Annotated in this window: 10 protein-coding genes and 15 pseudogenes; 10 read left to right on the plus strand and 15 right to left on the minus strand. The window is 67.2% G+C overall.

What is annotated here, in order from left to right; all coding sequences use genetic code 11:
* Positions 1 to 21: 21 nt before the first annotated feature.
* The 11 genes and pseudogenes from RBJ77_RS45260 to dnaA (RBJ77_RS45310) all read right to left on the minus strand — a co-directional run.
* Positions 22 to 195 carry a hypothetical protein gene (locus RBJ77_RS45260; protein WP_372350303.1) on the minus strand — a complete coding sequence of 58 codons (174 nt, stop codon included), beginning with the start codon at positions 193 to 195 and terminating at the stop codon, positions 22 to 24.
* Positions 192 to 362 carry a hypothetical protein gene (locus RBJ77_RS45265; RefSeq protein ID WP_372350304.1) on the minus strand — a complete coding sequence of 57 codons (171 nt, stop codon included), beginning with the start codon at positions 360 to 362 and terminating at the stop codon, positions 192 to 194. The genes RBJ77_RS45260 and RBJ77_RS45265 overlap by 4 nt, the downstream gene beginning before the upstream one ends.
* A gap of 416 nt (positions 363 to 778) precedes the next feature.
* Positions 779 to 1,057 (minus strand): hypothetical protein, encoded by a 279-nt coding sequence (locus RBJ77_RS45270; protein ID WP_372350312.1) that lies wholly within the window; start codon positions 1,055 to 1,057, stop codon positions 779 to 781.
* Complete coding sequence (locus RBJ77_RS45275; protein ID WP_372350305.1) at positions 1,023 to 1,328, minus strand: hypothetical protein; 306 nt, start codon at positions 1,326 to 1,328, stop codon at positions 1,023 to 1,025. Before RBJ77_RS45275 ends, RBJ77_RS45270 begins: the two co-directional genes overlap by 35 nt.
* 1,049 nt (positions 1,329 to 2,377) lie before the next feature.
* Positions 2,378 to 2,748, minus strand: a pseudogene (locus RBJ77_RS45280) (DUF721 domain-containing protein); the annotation flags it as partial.
* Positions 2,749 to 3,442: 694 nt separating this feature from the next.
* Positions 3,443 to 3,984: pseudogene (gene recF, locus RBJ77_RS45285) on the minus strand (DNA replication and repair protein RecF); the annotation flags it as partial.
* Between the two features lie 41 nt (positions 3,985 to 4,025).
* Positions 4,026 to 4,931 (minus strand): annotated as a pseudogene (gene gnd / locus RBJ77_RS45290) (phosphogluconate dehydrogenase (NAD(+)-dependent, decarboxylating)).
* Positions 4,932 to 5,096: 165 nt separating this feature from the next.
* A complete protein-coding gene (locus RBJ77_RS45295) occupies positions 5,097 to 5,384 on the minus strand; it encodes a hypothetical protein (RefSeq protein WP_372350306.1) in 288 nt (95 codons plus the stop codon).
* A 307-nt stretch (positions 5,385 to 5,691) separates the two neighbouring features.
* A pseudogene (locus tag RBJ77_RS45300) lies at positions 5,692 to 5,817 on the minus strand (DNA polymerase III subunit beta); the annotation flags it as partial.
* A 1,322-nt stretch (positions 5,818 to 7,139) separates the two neighbouring features.
* Positions 7,140 to 8,179: pseudogene (dnaA, locus tag RBJ77_RS45305) on the minus strand (chromosomal replication initiator protein DnaA); the annotation flags it as partial.
* 330 nt (positions 8,180 to 8,509) lie between these two features.
* A pseudogene (dnaA, locus tag RBJ77_RS45310) lies at positions 8,510 to 9,160 on the minus strand (chromosomal replication initiator protein DnaA); the annotation flags it as partial.
* A 415-nt stretch (positions 9,161 to 9,575) separates the two neighbouring features.
* Here dnaA (RBJ77_RS45310) and rpmH point away from each other — a divergent pair.
* From rpmH to RBJ77_RS45360, 10 genes and pseudogenes are all read left to right on the plus strand, one after another.
* Positions 9,576 to 9,713, plus strand: a complete 138-nt coding sequence (gene rpmH, locus RBJ77_RS45315) for a 50S ribosomal protein L34 (RefSeq protein WP_006381191.1) — start codon at positions 9,576 to 9,578, stop codon at positions 9,711 to 9,713.
* A 20-nt stretch (positions 9,714 to 9,733) separates the two neighbouring features.
* Positions 9,734 to 10,103: pseudogene (gene rnpA, locus RBJ77_RS45320) on the plus strand (ribonuclease P protein component); the annotation flags it as partial.
* Positions 10,101 to 10,476: pseudogene (gene yidD, locus RBJ77_RS45325) on the plus strand (membrane protein insertion efficiency factor YidD). The pseudogenes rnpA and yidD, both read left to right, overlap by 3 nt.
* A gap of 194 nt (positions 10,477 to 10,670) precedes the next feature.
* Complete coding sequence (locus tag RBJ77_RS45330; RefSeq protein ID WP_372350307.1) at positions 10,671 to 11,108, plus strand: YidC/Oxa1 family membrane protein insertase; 438 nt, start codon at positions 10,671 to 10,673, stop codon at positions 11,106 to 11,108.
* A complete protein-coding gene (locus tag RBJ77_RS45335) occupies positions 11,047 to 11,400 on the plus strand; it encodes a hypothetical protein (RefSeq protein ID WP_372350308.1) in 354 nt (117 codons plus the stop codon). The genes RBJ77_RS45330 and RBJ77_RS45335 overlap by 62 nt, the downstream gene beginning before the upstream one ends.
* A gap of 393 nt (positions 11,401 to 11,793) precedes the next feature.
* A pseudogene (locus RBJ77_RS45340) lies at positions 11,794 to 12,306 on the plus strand (protein jag).
* A 175-nt stretch (positions 12,307 to 12,481) separates the two neighbouring features.
* Positions 12,482 to 13,123: pseudogene (rsmG, locus tag RBJ77_RS45345) on the plus strand (16S rRNA (guanine(527)-N(7))-methyltransferase RsmG).
* Between the two features lie 475 nt (positions 13,124 to 13,598).
* Positions 13,599 to 14,513 (plus strand): annotated as a pseudogene (locus RBJ77_RS45350) (ParA family protein); the annotation flags it as partial.
* A 51-nt stretch (positions 14,514 to 14,564) separates the two neighbouring features.
* A pseudogene (locus RBJ77_RS45355) lies at positions 14,565 to 15,671 on the plus strand (ParB/RepB/Spo0J family partition protein).
* Between the two features lie 308 nt (positions 15,672 to 15,979).
* Positions 15,980 to 16,494 (plus strand): annotated as a pseudogene (locus RBJ77_RS45360) (GNAT family N-acetyltransferase); the annotation flags it as partial.
* A gap of 143 nt (positions 16,495 to 16,637) precedes the next feature.
* On the opposite strand, the gene RBJ77_RS45365 reads toward RBJ77_RS45360, so the two are convergent.
* The 4 genes and pseudogenes from RBJ77_RS45365 to RBJ77_RS45380 all read right to left on the minus strand — a co-directional run.
* Entirely contained in the window at positions 16,638 to 16,901 is a 264-nt protein-coding gene (locus tag RBJ77_RS45365; protein WP_372350311.1) for a hypothetical protein, read from the minus strand.
* A 211-nt stretch (positions 16,902 to 17,112) separates the two neighbouring features.
* Positions 17,113 to 18,035, minus strand: a pseudogene (locus RBJ77_RS45370) (NAD(P)/FAD-dependent oxidoreductase); the annotation flags it as partial.
* Between the two features lie 776 nt (positions 18,036 to 18,811).
* Entirely contained in the window at positions 18,812 to 19,090 is a 279-nt protein-coding gene (locus tag RBJ77_RS45375) for a hypothetical protein (protein ID WP_372350309.1), read from the minus strand.
* A pseudogene (locus RBJ77_RS45380) lies at positions 19,087 to 19,298 on the minus strand (RNA polymerase sigma factor SigM); the annotation flags it as partial. The pseudogene RBJ77_RS45380 and the gene RBJ77_RS45375, both read right to left, overlap by 4 nt.
* Between the last annotated feature and the right edge of the window lie 69 nt (positions 19,299 to 19,367).

The following is a 19,367-nucleotide window of genomic DNA, read 5'->3' on the forward strand; positions in this document are numbered from 1 at the left end:
CGGCGGTCAGCTGAGACCGACTCAGATGTCGAGGAAGCGGACGTCCTTGGCGTTGCGCTGGATGAACGATCGGCGCGCCTCGACGTCCCTCACCCATGAGGACCGAGAACAGGTCGTCGGCCTGCGGCGTCGTCGAGAGGTGACCTGGCCGAGGACGCGGTGCTCCTGGTCCGTGGTCAGTGATGCGCAGCTCACTCGGCGTCGTTCATCTCACCGAGACCCTCGAGCGCTGGACCGAGTCGTCCTTGATGCGCTTGCCGGCCTGCTAGCGCCAGCTCGATCAGGGCGTCGCGCTCGCGGTCCGAGTACGCGTACTCGAAGTCCTCACGGCACTTGATCTTGTAGAGCGGCGGACGCGGCAAGAACGCGCCCGGCCTCGACCAGCGGCCGCATGAAAGTCGGAACAGGAAAGGTCAGCAGTGCGGGTCGTTGATGTGCTGGCCGTCGACGTCGGCGTCCGCCATCAGAGATGATCTTGTGGTAGCGGAGCTTCTCGATGTCGAAGTCCTCGTGGACTCCGGTGCTGAGCGCGAGATCAGTGCCTGGGTCTCCCTGGTTCTGCAGGATCTTGTCGATCCGCGCCTTCTCGGCGGTGAGGATCTTGGCCTCGGATCGGGAGTGATCGCCTGGTACCGCGGGCTCCGGCCCGGATTCTGGCCCGAGCCGCCGGCGGAGTCACCCTCGACGATGAAGATCTCGCACTTGCGTCGTTCGACTCGGCAGCGGTCGGAGAGCTTGCCCGGCAGGGACGCGGACTCGGCAGACCCTTTGCCGACGGTCAGGTCGCGCCTTGCGGGCCCGCCACGCGCTTGCGGTGGCCCGCCTGGATGGACTTGCGGATGATGTTCCGACGCCTCGACCGGGTTCCGGTCGAGCCAGTCCGCAGTAGCTCGTGCACGACGCTTTCTGGACGCAGGTCTTCGCCTCGGTGTTGCTCGAAAGCTTGACTTGGTCTGGCCCTCGAGGCTGCAGGCTCGCCGAGTTTCACCGAGATGATCGCGGTCAGACCCTCGCGGATGTCGTCACCCGTGAGGTTGTCGTCCTTCTCGCGCAGCACGCTTCTTGTCGCGCGCGTACCGGTTGATGAGACCGGTCAGCGCGGCACAGAGCCCTCCTCGTGGGTGCCGCCCTCGTGCGTGGATCGTGTTCGCGAAGGAGTAGACGCCCTCGCTGTAACTCGTGTTCCACTGCATCGCGACCTCGACGGAAAGGAGCTCTCCTGTCCCTCGGCCTCGATGTCGATCACGGAGGGGTGGACGACCTCGCTCCTTGCGGGAGTTGAGGTACTTCACGAAGTCGACGATGCCGCCTTCGTAGTGGTACGTCACCGTCGCGCTTGTGGTCGTCGGCGCCCTCGGCGCTGTCGGCACCGGCGGTGGCCTTGGCCGACTCGCGCTCGTCCGTCAGCTTGATCGTCAGGCCCTTGCTTGAGGGAAGGCCATCTCCTGGAAGCGCCGCGACAGCGTCTCGAAGGAGTACTGGCGGTCTCGAAGATGTCGCTGTCGGCCCGAAGGTGACCGAGGTACCGGTCTCCTCGGTGGCCCGTGTTGGCGAGCGGTGCGGTCGGCACGCCCGCCTTGTAGTCCTGCGTCCAGCGGTGGCCGTCGGTCTTGATCTCGACGGAGACCTTCGTGGACAGGGCGTTCACGACGGAGACACCGACGCCGTGCAGACCGGCCGGACACGGCAACCGCCGCCGCCGAACTTGCCGCCGCGTGCAGCACGGTCAGGACGACCTCGACGGCCGGCTTCCCCTCGGAGGGATGATGCCGACGGGGATGCCGCGGCCGTTGTCGATGACGCGGACGCCGCCGTCGGGAAGGATCGTGACGTCGATCGTGTCCGCGTGACCGGCCAGCGCCTCGTCGACAGGTTGTCCACGACCTCCTGCACCATGTGGTGCAGACCACGCTCACCGGTCGAGCCGATGTACATGCCAGGTCGCTTTCGCGGACCGCGTCCAGCCCTTCGAGGACGGTGATCGCGCTCGCGTCGTACGGGCGTCTGTCGCCCCTACGTTCGCGTGCGCGTCAGCGTCGATGGTCGGGATGTTCTCGTTGGGGTTGCCGGAATCGGCCACGAAGCGCCCTTTCTGGCACAGCACAAGCCAAGCTCTCGGTTGGTGGCCGGAGCGGCTGCGGCGTGTTTTTTCGGTAGGCCTAGTCAGCGTTGCTCGGTGCGTCCCACAAGTGGGGCGGGATTGCTCTCCAGTGTACCCGGTAGCACTGACAGTGATGGGGGTTTGCCCAGTACCTGAGTCTATGTGCCGCCCTCAACCGGTCTCGCCCGACTCCCCCTATGGAGGCGCTCAGCAAGGCTCATAGCGGCACTCAGCGCTTGAGGTGTCAACTCCTGCACCGTGTGCGCGCTTTTGCTCGTAGGTGTCGTCGTGACCTGTGCTTTGCGCTCGCAAGGGGCCGTAGCGACGGGCGCCACTGCCGGGATTCTTGATGTCGATGCCGCGCGGTGCCGTGCCCGGGTCCTCGTTCAGGCGTCTGACCAGCTGCGGAGCCAGCATCCGCACCTGCGTCGCCCTGGGCCGTCGAATCGCACTGCACGACCAGGACGCGCTCGTCCTCGTCGTACTTCTGCGCACGCAGTGTAGCGAGGTCGTCACCGACGATCGCGGCCAGCGGCCCATCACGCCGCCGACGGCCGCCGGGGTCTCCCAGCCGCGCTCGGTGATCAGCCGGTTGATGGCCGCGCCGAGGCCCATCGGATCCCGCCGTCGGCGCGCGCACCCGACCGCGGTCACTTGCCTGCTCAGACCTCCACCTGCTCTCTCTGTGCTCCAGCATCATATGCTGTGTCATCATGTCACCAACCTTGAAGAAGGAAGGCAGCCTGGCAGTCAGCCTGAAGTCATCAAGAGGATATCTGAGTTCTATTGCTGCATTCATCAGGATCGTCATGCTCACAGATGCCACTAAGTCCATCAGAGGCGACGTCCTGGATGCTCTACCATGCTCACCCAATGTTTGCAATGTCAATCATCAGTCCACATTTCTCTCTAAGCGCCTTAGCCACCAGCATCTTCATGCATGTCCAAAGCCAGCAAGTATCAGCGTCAGGAACAAGCTCAGCTGTTGCTCAGCCATGCCAGGTCCTTGGGTTCATCTTACATGTTTGGCTGGGACTCAAACTCATGTCACATTGCCTTTCTAGATACCGGCAGACAAGAGCAGCTCGTGGTCTTTGTCTGAGCAATAAACACCTCTATCGACTCTGTTTCTGATGAAACCAGTCTCTTTGATGGGACTGCTCGACAAAACTCCACCACCTGAATCTTAAATCTCTCAAGAGATATCTCTAATTAGCAGCAAGTGTTTCTCAAGGGCAGGCTTCGCTCATTCTGTCAGTGCTGTTGTCAGACGATCCACATGATCACGTTGGCCGCGGGCAAGCTCACGCCACCTGCCTAATCGCAAACCCTGTAAGCCATGGACAGGTCCATGGAGCGGCCGCCGATGCCGCCGCGCGAGGGCGGCCGGCTTCGGGGCGTGTTGCGCTGCGCGGACCCGGTCGTAGTCGGGCGCCCGCCGGCCATCCGCGGGGAGCGGGCGGTGATCAGCTCGTCCAGGAAGCGGCGGCGCTCGGCGGATCGCCCTTCCTGGGGCCAGGTCCTCGGGGCGCAACAGCACGGTCCTGACGATGCCCAGCACGTCACGCGGCCTGACCTGCGACGACCTGTTGATCCGCGCGCGGTTCGCCTTGCCGGGGTTCAGTTCGAGCTCGATGAGCTGCTGCCGCTCGCCCTGCCGGACCTGGGCCCTGATCACGGCGCGCTCGGCCCCCCATGCGGACCAGGGGCGCGTCCGAGGAGACCCGGTGACTGCCGAGTGTGGCGAGGTAGCCGACGGCCTCCACCAGGTTCGTCTTGTCCCTGTCCGTTGGGGCCCACGAACGCGGTGACGCCCGGGTCGAGAGGACCTCGGCCCGGGCGTACGAGCGGAAGTCGGCCAGCGACAGATGCGTGACGTGCATGGTCGTGGGCCGACCTCCCCAACGTTCTGAACAGCGGTTGTCTACAGCTGTGGATTACTTCTGCGGCGGGTCACTTCTTTCTCGACGGCGTGGCCGCCGAACTGGTTGCGCAGCGCCGCGATCATCTTCATCTGCGGCGAGTCCTCCTGCCGCGAGGCGAAGCGCGCGAAGAGCGACGCGGTGATCGCCGGCAGCGGGACGGCGTTGTCGATGGCGGCTTCCACAGTCCAGCGGCCTTCGCCGGAGTCCTGTGCATAACCGCGCAGCTTGTCCGAGGTGCTCGTCCTCGTCGAGGGCGTTGACCGCCAGGTCCAGCAGCCAGGAACGGATGACCGTGCCCTCCTGCCAGGAGCGGAAGACCTCGCGGACGTCGGTCACCGAGTCCACGGCCTCCAGGAGCTCCCCAGCCCTCGGCGTAGGCCTGCATCATGGCGTACTCGATGCCGTTGTGAACCATCTTCGCGAAGTGGCCGGCGCCGACCTTGCCCGCGTGGACCGAGCCGAAATCGCCCTCGGGCTTCAGCGCGTCGAAGACCGGCTGGACCTTCGCGACGTCCTCGGCGGAGCCGCCGTACATCAGCGCGTAGCCGTTCTCCAGGCCCCAGACGCCGCCGGAGACGCCGCAGTCGACGAAGCCGATGCCCTTCTCGGCGAGCTCCTTCGCGTGCTTCTCGTCGTCCGTCCAGCGCGAGTTGCCGCCGTCGACGACGATGTCGCCGGGCTGCAGCAGCTCGGCCAGCTCGTCGACCGTGGACTGGGTCGCGGCACCGGCGGGACCATCACCACACCACGCGCGGACCCTTGAGCCTGCCCACAAGCTCTTCGAGGCTGTGGACATCCGCGAGGTCCGGATTGCGGTCGTAGCCGATGACGGTGTGGCCTGCGCGGCGGATGCGCTCGCGCATGTTGCCGCCCATCTTGCCGAGGCCGACGAGACCGAGCTCCATCAGTGGTTCCTTACGCTGCGACGGGGCGTGAGGTGGTGCGGGGCGGTACGAGCCGCGGGGTGACGCGGCTCTCCCACCCGCGTCCGAGCCTAAACCCGGACGCTCACGCACACCTGTGGGCATAGCCGCTCAGGCGAACACCCGAGCGGCCCGCCTCTAGGGACCTCAGCCCGACAGCCGCACCGGCATGATCAGGTACTTGTACGCCTCGTCCGCCTCGGCGCGTCCACGGCCGGCTTGCCGGAGAGCAGCGCGGGGCTTGGTGGACGTCGTGAAGGACAGCTGCGCGACCGGGGAGTCGATCGCGCTCAGACCGTCCAGCAGGAACGTCGGGTTGAAGGCGATGGAGATGTCGTCGCCGTCGAGCTGGGCGTCGACCCTTTCCACAGCCTGTGCGTCGTCGCTGGAGCCGGCCTCCAGGATGAGCACGCCCTGCTCGAAGCTGAGCCGCACTGGGGGTATTGCGCTCGGCGACGAGGGCCACGCGCTTGACGGCCTCCCACGAAGGGGGCGGTCTCGATGACGGCCACGGAGTTGAACTCCGTCGGGAACAGCGGTGCGGTACTTCGGCAGGTCGCCCTCGAGCAGGCGGGTCGTCGTGCGGCGACCGGCGCCCTGCAACCGATGAGGCCTTCACCGGCACCCGAGCCGGACAGGGCCAGCGTGACCGTGTCGCCGCTCGTGAGGGCCTTGGCGGTGTCCAGAGCGTCTTGGCGGGCACCAGGGCGACCGCGGACGCCTCCGGGTCCTCCGGCTTCCACAGGAACTCGCGCACGGCGAGCGGTAGCGGTCGGTGGACGCCAGCGTCACCCGTGTCGCCCTCGATCTCGATGCGCACACCGGTGAGGACGGGCAGCGTGTCGTCACGGCCGGCGGCGATGGCCACCTGCTGCGCGGCGGAGGCGAAGACCTCGCCGGGGACGGTGCGTGGCGGTCGGCATCTGCGGCAGCGCCCGGGTACTCCTCCACAGGGAGGGTGTGGAGTGTGAATCGCGAGGAGCCGCGGACCACGGTCGCTCGTACACCGTCTGTGGAAATCTCCACCGGACGGTTGGGGAGGGCGCGGCAGATGTCGGCGAGCAGGCGGCCTGGAGACGAGCACCGTGCCTTCCCTCGTCGACCTCCGCGTCCACGGAGACGCGTGCCGAGACCTCGTAGTCGAAGCTCGACTAGGCTGAGTGCGCCCTCCCTCGGCCTTCAGGAGAAGGCCGGCGAGGACCGGCGCAGGCGGTCGTGCCGGGAAGGCTGCGTGCCGCCCTGAGGCCACCGCCTCCGCGAGTACGTCGCGTTCCACCCGGATCTTCACCGTAAGCCGCCTCCTGCGCGTTGCTGGCTGCTCTCGCCCTGCATTGGTCTCGGTCTCCGTCGTCAGACGTGGTGTCGCTCGGCCCACCGATGGGAGAACACCGGGGACCAGTCTGACGCACCGCACTGACAGTCGTTGCCCGCCTCGGTCAAGTCGTGCCGAGCCGCGGCCGGGGTTGCCGAGCAAGTTGTGCACAGCCCCCACTTCGAAACGAATTCCCAGCTCTCTAGTTGGGAGTAGTAGTAGGGGCTGTGGAAACCGTGGATAACCGTTAGTTCGCAGGTCAGAGCCGGTTTTTTGTCCACGGAGGCTGTGGGCCGAGGCGGTGGACAACTCACGGTTTCTGTGGACGGCCGAAAGTTCTGCACACCCGATGCACAGGCTCGGGGTACTTCTCCCAGCGCCGTCCCCCAGCTTTACCCCCGTTCCCCACAGCCCAACCGACCCCCTTGGTGTGACGCCTTTCACTCGCCACGGTGACGAGGCGCGTCGCGTTGCCGAACAGTGGACAGCCGTGTGGAGAAGCTCCGGATCGCTGTGCTGCAAGGGCTGTCATCCTGTGGGTCGACGGTGGACAACGAAATGCACACCCTGTGGAAGAAAAATCTGTCCACAGCCTGTGGAGATCTTCTGTCCACCAATCCACAGCCCGCTGACCTGCCCTGATGCTCTGTCACCAGGAGCCCCTGTGGACGCAGTCTGGACAACTTCGCGGTCCCCAGGGTGTGGATCGGAAAAAACCCGGAACATCTGTGGAGAACACCCGTAACGCGGCCGGAAATCGAACACCGCGCTTCGTGCGGCGGCCTCCGCGAGCGCACGTCGACATGAAGAAGGCGCCCCGGAAGTCGTTCCGGAGCGCCCTTCGGAGAGCGTGGGCAGAGCCGTGACCGGGGCTGCTGTCAGCCGTTCTTGATGCGGTTGGTGAGCTCGGTGACCTGGTTGTAGATGGAGCGCCGCTCGGCCATGCAGCGCGCGGATCTTGCGGTCCGCGTGCATCACGGTCGTAGTGGTCGCGGCCGCCGAACTGCGCGCCGATCTTCGGCAGGGACAGGTCCGTCAGCTCCCGGCACAGGTACATCGCGATCTGGCGCGCCGTCACCAGCACGCGGCTGCGCGACGATCCGCAGAGGTCCTCCACCGTCAGACCGAAGTAGTCCGCGGTCGCCGCCATGATGGCCGTCGCCGTGATCTCAGGGGGCCGCGTCCTCGCCACTCGGGGATCAGGTCCTTGAGGACGATCTCGGTGAGCCCCAGGTCCCACGGGCTGTCGGTTGAGCGACGCGAAGGCCGTGACCCGATCAACGCCCTTCCAGCTCACGGATGTTGCGCGAGATGCGGGACGCGATGAACTCCAGCACCTCCGGCGGGGCGTTGAGCTGCTCCTGCACCGCCTTCTTACGAAGGATCGCGATACGGGTCTCCAGCTCGGGCGGCTGGACGTCCGTGATCAGTCCCCACTCGAACCGGTTGCGCAGCCGGTCCTCCAGGGTCACCAGCTGCTTCGGCGGCCGGTCGCTGGAGAGCACGATCTGCTTGTTGGCGTTGTGGAGCGTGTTGAAAGTGTGGAAGAACTCCTCCTGCGTCGACTCCCTTGTCCGCGAGGAACTGGATGTCGTCGACGAGAAGGATGTCCATCTCGCGGTACCGCTTGCGGAAGGAGTCGCCCTTGCCGTCGCGGATCGAGTTGATGAACTCGTTGGTGAACTCCTCGGAGCTCACGTACCGCACGCGCGTGCCCGGATAGAGACTGCGGGCGTAGTGCCCGATGGCGTGCAGGAGGTGCGTCTTGCCGAGGCCCGACTCCCCCATAGATGAAGAGGGGGTTGTAGGCCTTCGCCGGCGCCTCGGCGACGGCGACCGCCGCCGCGTGGGCGAAACGGTTCGACGCACCGATGACGAACGTGTCGAAGAGGTACTTGGGGTTCAGGCGCGCGGTCGGCTCGCCGGGACCGGTCGCCGGCGCGGGCTGCGCGGCCAGCGGACCGGGCGCACCTGTGGGCACGCCGCGTCCGCCGTGACCCGGACCACCGTCCTGCCCCGGCCGGCCGCCCATCGCGTGCTCGCCCGGATCGCGCCGCTGCTGACGCTCGTGCGGCTGCTCGTAGGAGCCGCGCTCCCTCGTACGCCGCACGGTCCTCGTAGGGCGAGCGCTCCTTGGGCTGCTGCTCGTACGGGGAGCGCTCCGGCTGCTGGTCGTAGCGGCCGCGCTCGGTCTCGTAGCCCTGCTGGTCGTAGGGCGACCGTTCCTGCTGCCGGTAGTCGTGCTGCGGCTGCTGCGGAGGCGTCGCGTACGGATCGCGCTCCGGGGAAGCCGAGCCGCGGCTGCTGCCAGCTGTACTCGTCCTGCTGCGGCCGTGGCCAGGCGCCCGGCTCGGGGCGCTGGTAGTCCGGGTAGGCGGGGCGGGCGGTCGGCAGCTGGTCGGGGCGGGGGGCCTGGGGCTGGTCGCCGCGCGGGCCCTGCCCCCTGCTCGTCCCCTGCCGCGACGGTCGTAGCCGTCATAGCTGTCGTAGGCGTCCCGGCCGTCGTACGCGTCGCGGCTCTCGTACGTGTCGTGGCCCTGACCCTGGCCGGGAGCGGCGGGGGCTCGGTGTCCTCGTAGCGGTGCTGCTGGACGGGCGGGGCGGGCGGCGCGGGGGGCCTCGCCCACGGAGTCGTCGACCGTGATCGCGATCCGGATCGGGCGGCCGCTCGCAGCTCAGGGTCTCGCTGACCACCGGGGCGAGACGGCCCCTCGAGTACGCCCTTCGCGAATTCGTTGGGGACCGCCAGGAGGGCGGTGTCGGCGACGAGTGCCAGTGGCTGGCAGCGCCGGATCCAGTGTTCGTCCTTCGTCTCGACGCCCTGCCCGTGACCTTCCCCGAGGAGTTTCTCCAGTACTCGTGGCCACACTGCGGCAAGATCGGCAGGTACGTCAGCCACAGGGCACGCTCTCTCGCTGGTCCCACGAACGTGTGATTCCTGGGACGGGTTGGGTGGGAGGTTCGACGCCCGGGTCGGGCAGAAAATCGGGTGGGGGTGGTGAGAAGGGAACGAATCGGAGTTCAGCCACGGTAGTCGCAGCGCGACCGCTGCGGTTCAAGTTGTTGTCCCCAGCCTGTGGACAGTGTCTCCCGCGTGACCCTGGTTTGACCGGATGGCGTAGCCGCGCGTACCGTAACCAGGTCGAGTTTGTCGATGGCTGCTGCCGCCCCGCCTCCGATGGGCAAGGTCATGGTCCGCAAGTTCTTTGCAGTCTGTGTAGCGGTGCACTCGGGCGTATTGCGAGCTTCTCGTGGGCGCACGGTGACAGCCAGGCGATGTCCCGCCACCACCCGAATTTCTCTGGAGCCCCCGAGTGAGCAAGCGCACCTTCCAGCCGAACAACCGTCGTCGCGCCAAGACCCACGGTTTCCGCCTTCGCATGCGGACCCGCGCCGGTCGTGCGATTCTCGCCAACCGTCGTGGCAAGGGTCGCGCCAGCCTGTCCGCCTGATTTCGTAATCAGGTCATGACGTGCTGCCTACCGAGTATCGGCTGAGGCGACGCGCAAGACTTCGCGACCGCGGTACGCCGAGGACGCCGGCCGGACGCCCGCTGTCGTCGTCCATCTACGTAGCGGTTTAACAACGGACCCGCACGCGCCTGGGGAGACGTTTCCCCACCGCGTGCGTTTCGTCGTGAAAGCAAGGCCGTGGGTGGAGCCGTCGTACGGAACGCGGTGAAGCGCAGGCTTCGGCACCTCATGCGCGACCGAATGGCCTTGTTGCCCCCAGGTAGCCTGGTAGTCGTACGCGCGTTGCCCCCTGCGGGCGACGCCACCCACGCACAACTGGCCCGAGACCTGGATGCCGCCCTGCAGCGGCTGCTGGGAGAGCACGCGATGAAGTACCCACTGCTCGCATTGATCAAGCTGTACCAGTGGACCATCAGTCCGCTGCTCGGTCCAGTGTGCAAGTACTACCCGTCGTGCTCCCACTACGGCTTCACGGGCCATCGACCGGCACGGTGCGATCAAGGGGACAGCCCTCACCGCCTGGCGGATCCTTCGGTGCAATCCGTGGTCGCTCGGCGGTGTCGATCATGTTCCGCCGCGAAAGCGTCCGCGGTGGCACGAAATGCTGCGCAACGCCTGGCGCGAACGCAGGGGCGGGCCTTCCGCCGCCGGCGCGCCTGCCCAAGGCTCCCCGAGAGCCTGGCCGCCGAGACCAGTCCCATGCTCAAGGAGCCTGATTAGTGGACACGGTGCGGTTTTTTAGCTTCATCACGACACCAGTTTCGTGGGTCATCGTCCAGTTCCACTCGCTGTACGGGAAGATCTTCGGTCCCACACGGGCTGGGCCTGGGGCCTGTCGATCGTGTCCCTGGTGGTCCTGATCCGGATCTGCCTGATCCCGCTCTTCGTGAAGCAGAATCAAGTCGACTCGGGCGATGCAGACGCTACAGCCCGGAGATGAAGAAGATCCAGGAGCGCTACAAGAACGACAAGCAGCGCCAGTCCGAAGAGATGATGAAGCTGTACAAGGAGACGGGTACCAACCCGCCTCCTCGTGCCTTCCCCATCCTGGCGCAGTCCCCGTTCTTCTTCGCCCTGTACCACGTGCTCAACGGCATCGCGACGGGCTCGACGATCGGTGTCATCGACGAGCCGCTGCTGGCGCGACGCGCGCAAAGGGCGCACATCTTTCGGTGCCCCGCTGGCCGCGAAGTTCACGGACAGCGCCGACAAGGTCGCCTCGCTCGGCGCCACGCTGACCGACGTCCGCGTCGTCACGGCGATCATGATCGTCCTGATGTCGGCGTCGCAGTTCTTCACGCAGCGCCAGCTCATGACGAAGAACGTCGACACCACGGTGAAGACGCCGTTCATGCAGCAGCAGAAAGATGCTGATGTACGTCTTCCGTCATGTTCGCCGTCTTCCGGCATCAGCTTCCCCGTCGGTGTCCTCGTCTGCTGGCTGACCACCAACGTGTGGACCATGGGCCAGCAGATGTACGTGATCCGCAACAACCCGACGCCGGGTTCCAAGGCCCAGTCACGCTTTACCTGGAGCGCCTGCTCCAAGCACGTCACGCACGCCGGAGAAGATCCGGCACCCGCCGCGATCGCAACGTCGTCAAGGCGATCGTCTCCAAGGGCCGCGACCGCAGCGAGTTCGAGCGCAAGTTCATCAACGGTCTGACCAAGGCCGGTCTCGCGGCCCAGGCCGACGGGCCCGGGTGGCCAAGAGCACGGCGACCGCGGTGCTGGACGAGGACGGCGCCCCGCGTCGACCGCGACCCCGAAGCGGCAGCAGCAAGCGGCAGTCCAGTCGCAGCGCCAGTCCGGGACGACCACGGCCAAGGAGGACTCCTCCGAGAGCCGAAGACGTCGCTCGAGAAGACGGACGAGCCGCAGGACGCGAGCCGCAGGCCAGCAGGCCGCGTGGCGCCAAGCTCGCCGGCGGCACGCAGCAGCGGAGCAAGGCCAAGTCCGGACAGCGCAAGGGCCCGCAGCGGCCCAAGTCCCCGTCCAGAGTAAGACCTCGACGTAAGACTTTGGCGCAAAGCCTTTGACGCAAGAAGGAGTCCATCCCGTGACGGAAGGCACCACCTCCGCCGCTCCTGAGGGTGGCGACACCCTGTCCGCCTCGAGCAGGAAGGCGAGATCGCCGCGGATTACCTCGAGGGTCTGCTGGACATCGCCGACCTCGACGGCGACATCGACATGGACGCCGAGGCCGACCGTGCCGCGGTGTCCATCGTCAGCGACTCGGGCGGCCGTGATCTGCAGAAGCTGGTCGGGCGCGACGAGAGGTTCTCGAGGCCCTCCAGGGAGCTCACCTCGCCTTGCCGTCCACCGGGAGACCGGGGGACCGCAGCCGCCTGATGCTCGACATCGCCGGGTACCGCGCCAAGAAGCGCGCCGAGCTCACCGAGCAGGGCGCCAAGGCCGCGGCCGAGGTGAAGAGCAGCGGTGAGCCGGTCAAGATGAACCCGATGACGCCCTTCGAGCGCAGGTCGTGCACGACGCGGTCAAGGCCGCCGGCCTGCGCAGCGAGTCCGAGGGCGAGGAGCCGCAGCGCTTCGTCGTCGTGCTTCCTGCCTGAACGGCACGTCGCCCTCCGGCCCCGTCTGTTCGCAGGCGGGGCCGATCTTTATCAGCCTGTTAGTCAGCCACCCCAGTGCGGCAGTGCGGTACGGAAGGACGGTCCCCGTGACGGAGGCAGCAGAACTCCCCTGCGAGCGAGCCCGGACGGTGTCGGCGAGCGCTTCCCGGACGCTGTGCGGTACGCGGAGCTTCGCTGACGCGGGAGTGCAGCGTGGTCTGATCGGCCCGCGCGAGGTGCCGCGCCTGTGGGAGAGGCACATCCTCAACTGCGCTGTGCCTCCGAGGTGGTCCCTGAAGGCGTCACCGTCTGCGACGTGGGCCCGGCGCGGGGCTGCCGGGCATTCCGCTGGCCCTGGTCCGGCCGGATCTCAAGATCACGCTGCTGGAGCCGCTGCTGCGGCGTACGACGTTCCTCACCGAGGTCGTCGAGCCGCTCGGGCTCGATCACGTGACGGTGGTGGGCGCGCGCCGAGGAGGTCCTCGGGAAGCTGCAGCCCGTCCATGTCGTCACCGCACGGGCCGTGGCGCCGCTCGACCCGGCTGGCCGCGTGGGGCGTGCCCCTGCTGCGGCCGTACGGAGAGATGCTCGCCCCTCAAGGGCGACACACCGCGGGAGGAGGAGCCTGCGGCCGGCGCCGCCCCGAGCAAAGCTTCGGTGCCGTGGAGACGTCGGTCCTTCACGCCGGCGAGGGCGTGGTCGACCCGCGCTCCACCGTGGTGCGCGTCGAGGTCGGAGAGAGAGCGGCGGTGTGCGTGGTTTCGGCGCCAAGCGCGCCAAGGCGGCTCGTACGGGACGGGCGCGCCGCGGCTGCTGATCGCCGGTCGCGCGCGGTGCGGGAGTGACCTTCCCGCGTGATTCCCTGGCGTGATCTCCTGGCGCAATTCTGGCGTGATGATGAGTACCGCTGGATCCGTCCTGACGACCAGCGGTACCCACAAAAAGCTGTCAAACGTACGCATCTTCGGGGTGTCGCAAGGAGCGCGCACCACTGCGGTGGTGCATCGTGCTTTCACGTGAAAACGTCGCTCACTGCCAGCATGGCATCATCAGTCGCGCATACGCGCAGCGGCTCGCTCCTCGCGACTCAATCTTCCGACCTTCGATACAAAACGGAGTTGTCCACAGAGGGGGATTCATCCACAGAAGACCGGGCCTCGCTGTTCTTTTTGACCCCGAAGGCATGGGAGGCTCCTGTCTTCATTGGGGTGAGCCTGAAGTCGAGGAGAGTGAATCCAGGTCCGACGTCAACATCGCGGACCGATGACCGATCCGTCCTTGGTCCCGTACTGATTTGGCGGAGACGGTCACGAAACACCGCCTCCGATGGACGACACCCCATCGGTCGTGCCGCCCAACTGGCAGTAGAAGCTCTTGGTCGTGCGGGCGAGGGCCCGCCACAACCTGGAGCAGACCCGCGTCATGGTGGTGGCCAACCAGAAGGGCGGGGTCGGCGAGACCACCACGACGGTCAACCTTGCCGCCTCGCTCGCGTTGCACGGCGCACGCGTGCTGGTGATCGACCTGGATCCACAGGGCAACGCCTCCACGGCTCTGGGTATCGACCACCACGCAGAAGTGCCGTCCATCTACGACGTGTTGGTCGAGTAAGCCGCCTCTCCAGTAGTTCAGCCCGTCCCTGATGTCGAAGGGCTCTTCTGCGCCGGCCACCATCGACTCTCGCCGGTGCGGAGATCGAGCTGGTCTCCCTGGTGGCGCGTGAAGCCGGTTGCAGCGAGCCATCCAGGCGTACGAGCAGCCGCTGGACTACATCCTCGTACGACGGCCCGCCAGTCGCTCGGTCTGCCGACGGTCAACGCCTCGTCGCGCGCGCGAAGTGCTGATCCCGACTCGCAGCGAGCACCACGCACTGGAGGGGCTCGGCCAGCTCCTGCGGAACGTGGATCTCGTGCGGGCACCTCGGCGACCTGCACGTCTCGACGATCCTCCTCACGATGTACGACGGACGTACGCGGCTGGCTTCCCAGGTCGCCGACGAAGTCCGCAACCACTTCGGTGGAGAGGTTCTGCGGACGAGCATCCCGCGCTCGGTCCGTATCTCGGAGGCGCCCAGCTACGGGCAGACCGTGCTGACCTACGATCCAGGATCGAGCGGTGCGCTCTCGTACCTCGAAGCGGCGCGGGAGATGGCGCTGCGCGGGGTCGAGATCCACTACGACGCCCAGCATGCCCACGCGGGCACTCAACTTGACCAGCAGAGCACGCCGGAGGTATTCAGTGAGCGAGCGACGGAGGGACTGGGCCGTGGTCTCGGCGCGCTGATCCCGGCTGCCCCACACCTGAGAAGACGACGCCGGCGAGTCCGGCAGGAGGAGTTTCGGCTTCTCCCGCCGCCGTGCCGGTGCTGACGGCGGAGCGATGGGGTCGCGGCGGCCAAGGTGGCATCGCTGTCGCAGCAGAATGTTTCACGGAAACCGAGGAACCTGCGACGGCCGCGGTGGACGGTTTCGAGAGCCCCGCAGAGTGCGCACTTCGCGGAACTGCCGCTCGACTTCATCACGCCCAACCCGCGCCAGCCGCGTGACGTGTTCGACGAGGACGCCCTTGCCGAGCTCATCACGTCCATCAAGGAAGTCGAGCCTGCTGCAGCGTCGTGGTGCGGCAGGTGGGTCCCGGCCGCTACGAGCTGATCATGGGCGAGCGGCGCTGGCGGGCCTGCCGTGAGGCGGGTCTGGAGCGCATCCCGGCCATCGTGCGCCCGACCGAGCGACGAGAAGCTGCTCCTCGACGCGCTCTTGGAGAACCTGGCACCGTGCCCAGCTGAATCCGCTGCAGCAGGCCGCCGCCTACCACCAGCTGCTCCAGGACTTCCACTGCACGCACGACCAGCTGGCGTGACCGCGTCGGCCGGTCCCGTCCGCAGGTCTCTCCAACACTACTGCGTTCAAGCGGGAAAGCTCTCTCCGGCCGTGCAGCGCCGGGTCGCGGCGGGTGTGCTGTCCGCCGGCCACGCGCGTGCGTCTGCTGCCCGTCGAGGATCTCCGAGGAGGCAGGGACCGCCTGGCTCACCGCATCGTCGCCGAGGGGCTCTCGGTGCGATGCCGTCGAGGAAGATCGCGACCTCCCGGATGGGGTCCCGGCCCACGAGCACGGCGCGGGCGAAGGGCCGATGGGCCGGTACGCGGAAGCTCGACGCCGAGTGAGCTGCCACGCGGCTCGTCGGACCGGTTCGAGACGCGGGTGAAGGTCGGCCACTTGGGTCAGAAGAAGCGGGCAAGATCGTCGTCGAGTTCGCGCGTCGATGGCCGACCTGGAGCGGATCCTCGGCTCGTCTCGCCCCCGGCGAGGGACCGGTTCTGCAGAACGCCCTCCCGGAGTCGGCCGAGGACGACGAGCAGGACTGACCACTGCACCGCAGAGACCTGGAGCGGGCTGTGTCCGGTGTGTACCGCACGACGGCCCGCCCTTTGGGTCTCTTCGGCGGTATCGATGGAATCGCCGTACGCCGATGCGACGGAAGAGCGCATCCACCCGGCGGCACCTCCTTAGGGGAGGCGTCAGCGCGATCGGTGAGTCTGCAGCGGACTGATGACCGCAGGTCTCGGGCCCGGTGCCGTCGGCGGATTCGTCGGCAGCCTGCTCAGGGAGCGGAGCGCTCTGGACGGCCGCCGCCGCGTCGCCGCGCGCGCGAAGGAAGCGAGGAACCGCCTTCATGGGGCGTCGGCTCGTACCGCTCACACTGGACAACCTTCCGACCTTCCCAAGCGCTGCCGGTCGCGTCTTCTGGGAGCTGGACCCGGTCAGTGGCGAGGCCGCGGTAAAGGCGGGCACCCCGAACTGGTAGCGAAGCCTGGATCATGGTCCTCCTCTGGAGTAACTGGTGACGCGTCGTCGTTACGCCGATGACGTTCCGGTCGGGCCAGTTTACGCTCACAGCCCGGCGTACTATGGCACTTCTTCCCGACGAGTCCTGGTGTCCCCGACGCCGTCCAGCTGATGACCGCGTGGATCATGCCGAGCTATCAGGGCCAGGGTCTGCCGGGTCATCGCAGATACCGCCGGGCGACCTTCTGCGCAGGGGCTTCAAGGCGATCAGTTTTCGGTGATGCCCAGGAAAGAGCCGGCCTGCTTGCTGCCCGCGGAACAAGCCCCAAAGGCTCTCGGTCGGCTTCCAAGACGGTGCGGCCTCATCTCTGCACCTCGGCTGCGCCTGAGCTGCGTACGACACCAGCCCCGCAGTGAGGAATGGAGCTGGCGCTGACCGGCTCCTGGGCGCCGCAGAAGGAACCCAAAGCCGCCCCGTGACGGCCGCGGGGTGACTGCCTGGAATGCCGAACGGGCCGGCCCGGAGGGGCTGGCCCGTTCGTATTTCACGAAACAGCGTCTGCCGTTCGCGAAATATGTCGCTGACTACTCGGCGATGAAGTCCCCGCGGTCAGCACGAGAAAATTTTCGGCTTGGCACACCGACGATGGTCTTGGGCGATCTTCGCCACCCCAGTAGACGTTCAGGGTCGGGATCGACATGACGCCGTACTCTGGCGGCCGTGCCCGGGTTCTCGTCGATGTTGAGCTTGACGATCTCGATCTGCGTCGCCGTACTCGGCGAGCGATGGCTCCGAGCGACGGCGCGATCTGGCGGCGCGGGCCGCACCAGGCCGCCCAGAAGTCCGCCCAGGACGGCTTGTCGCTCTTGAGTGACGTCCTCGTCGAAGGAGGCGACCGTCACGTTCTTCAGGCTGCCGGCCACAGCAGGCACATTCTCTGGGGAGGGTCGGGAGTGTCCCGGGCCAGACGCTGGCGGTCTGGGTCTTCTGCCTCGGCGGCTCACCCGCCGGCCAGCGCGGGCCAGGAAGCGCTCGGCGTTCGAGAGCGCAGCGAGCACGGTGCCGGCCGCCGCGATCGCCTGCCGGTAGGTGTGGTCCAGCAACGTCGCCGCCGGCGCCGAAGACGGCCTGTCAGGTTGGTGCGCGTCGAGGGGGCGTCGACCTTCAGGTAGCCCTCGTCGTCCAGCCTCGAGCTGACCCTTGAAGAGCCTCGGTCCGCGGGTCGTGGCCGATCGCGATGAACAGACCTCGTCACCGGCAGCTCGGACGTCTCGCCCGTCTTGAGGTTGCGCAGCGTCAGACCGGCGAGCTTTCGGGTCGCCCTTGATCTCGGCGACCTCGCTGTCCCCAGACGAACTCGACTCCGGGTCGGCGAAGGCGCGCCCTGCATGTGGCCTTGAGGCGCGCAGGGTGGCGCGGTGCGGGTGCACGATCGTCACGGGACTCTGGCGAAGCGCGAGACAGGAAGCTGCAGCCTCCTCCATCGCGGTGCCGCCGCCGCCGATCACGGCGATGTCCTGGTCCTTGAAGAAGAACCCGTCGCAGCTCGCGCAACGCCAGGAGACGCCACGGCCGGACAGCGCGTCCTCGTTCGGCAGACCGGAGCTTGCGGTGCTGGGAACCGGTGGTGACGATGACCGGCCTTCGCGCGGTGCATCGGTGCTGGCGAACCGTCACGGCGTCTTGATCTCACCGGACAGGTCCACGGCCACGACATCGTCGGGGCACAGCTTTCGGCGCCGAAGCGCTCGGCCTGGCCGCGCATGTTGTCCAGTGAGCTCGCCCATGATGCCGTCCTGGAAGCCCGGGAAGTTCTCCACCTCGGTCGTGTTCATCAGCGCGCCACCTGCGGTGACGGCGCCTCGAACACAAGCGGCTTCAGCGACGCGCGCGGTAGCAGCGCCGCCGCGTAGCCGGCGGGCCCGGAGCCGATGATGATCACGTTACGGACGTCGCTTCACGGCTTGATTCTCGTCTCTGCGGGACTGCTGCGTACTGCCGAGCCTCTCAGGACTTCACCCCCACCCAACGGATCCTACGGGGCACGCACGACGTGTCCGGTGCATCGCTCGGGAGTGTCTGTCAGCTCGTTTCAGCGACGCTTGTAGGAGTGGGTGTACAGCAGTCTCGCCCTTGACGCGTGCCGGTCTCACGCAGGAGGAATCCACCACGAACGCGTCACCTGACGCGCCGGGTCGGACTTCGTGGCGCGGATACGACGAGGTAGGGCGTCCTTCGGTGCTGTGCCCTTCTCCACAGCCAGCGGGTCCTCGTTGCGCTGGGTGCCCCTGCTGGACGGGCGGCGCAGGCGCCTGTTATCGGCGAGCCTGAGCCCGGAGCCTTGGGCCCGGTGTCCTCGGCGCCGAACCATCTCAGTTGACGCCTCCTGCCGAGCAGCTTCGAGACCTTGGCCCAGCGTGCTCTGCGCGAAGGTGTCCGACGCGCTGCTCGTCGAGGCGCTTTCTGCCGTCGGGGATCCGCCGGTGCCTCTGCATCAGCAGCGCGCCCACTCGAGCGCGGCCACCGTCAGGACGGAGCCGATGGCGCGGCGCCGGTGCGGCCGTGTGAAGCGAGGCTTGCGCCCCGACCCGTGGCGGCGCGTGCGTGTCCTGCGGCCGGTCCGGGGACCGCAGCGAGGGCCTGGCGGCGCTCGTAGCGCGCCGATGGTTTCACGCGAGACAGGCCCGCGCTTCATCACGCGGCGGGGTCTCGGCGAGCTCAGAGCTCCGGGACCGTGGTGACACTGTCCAGGAAGCACTTCGGCGGCCAGTGCCGCGCTCGATGCGCGTGGCGACGTCCTCGGGCATCCGGCGGCGGACCCGGCAGGGCGCCGAGCATGCCGCGGATCTCCTCCAGAGCGTGGACGTCCGCGTGCAGAGCACGCAGCCGTCGAGATGACGCCGGATGTCGGAGGTGCGCGAGGGTGGCAGCAGGCCTCGGCGAGATCGGAGATCTCGGTGACCCCGGGTGCTCCGCCGTGTCGGTCGTGGACGTCACGCTCGCCCACCTCCGCCCTTCACCGCAGCCGAATCATTTGGTCCTTGCGTCGTCCCGAGGACCCGCTGCGGGTGGGACGTGATGTCCCCGCGTCCGGTTCCTTCCAGGGGTCGGGTTCTCGCCACCTTCGGCACCTTCCTTGTCTGCTCTCCGTACGGAGATGGGTCAGGAGGGGAAGCAGTCTGGCTCTGCTGGAAGCGGCGCACGAAAAACGCGAAAGCGTTTCAATGATAAATGCGAAAACGGCTAAACACCCACCGAAATCAACTAAAGTGTT

This window comes from Streptomyces sp. KL116D, from assembly GCF_030766975.1.
Taxonomy (GTDB): Bacteria; Actinomycetota; Actinomycetes; order Streptomycetales; family Streptomycetaceae; genus Streptomyces; species Streptomyces longispororuber_A.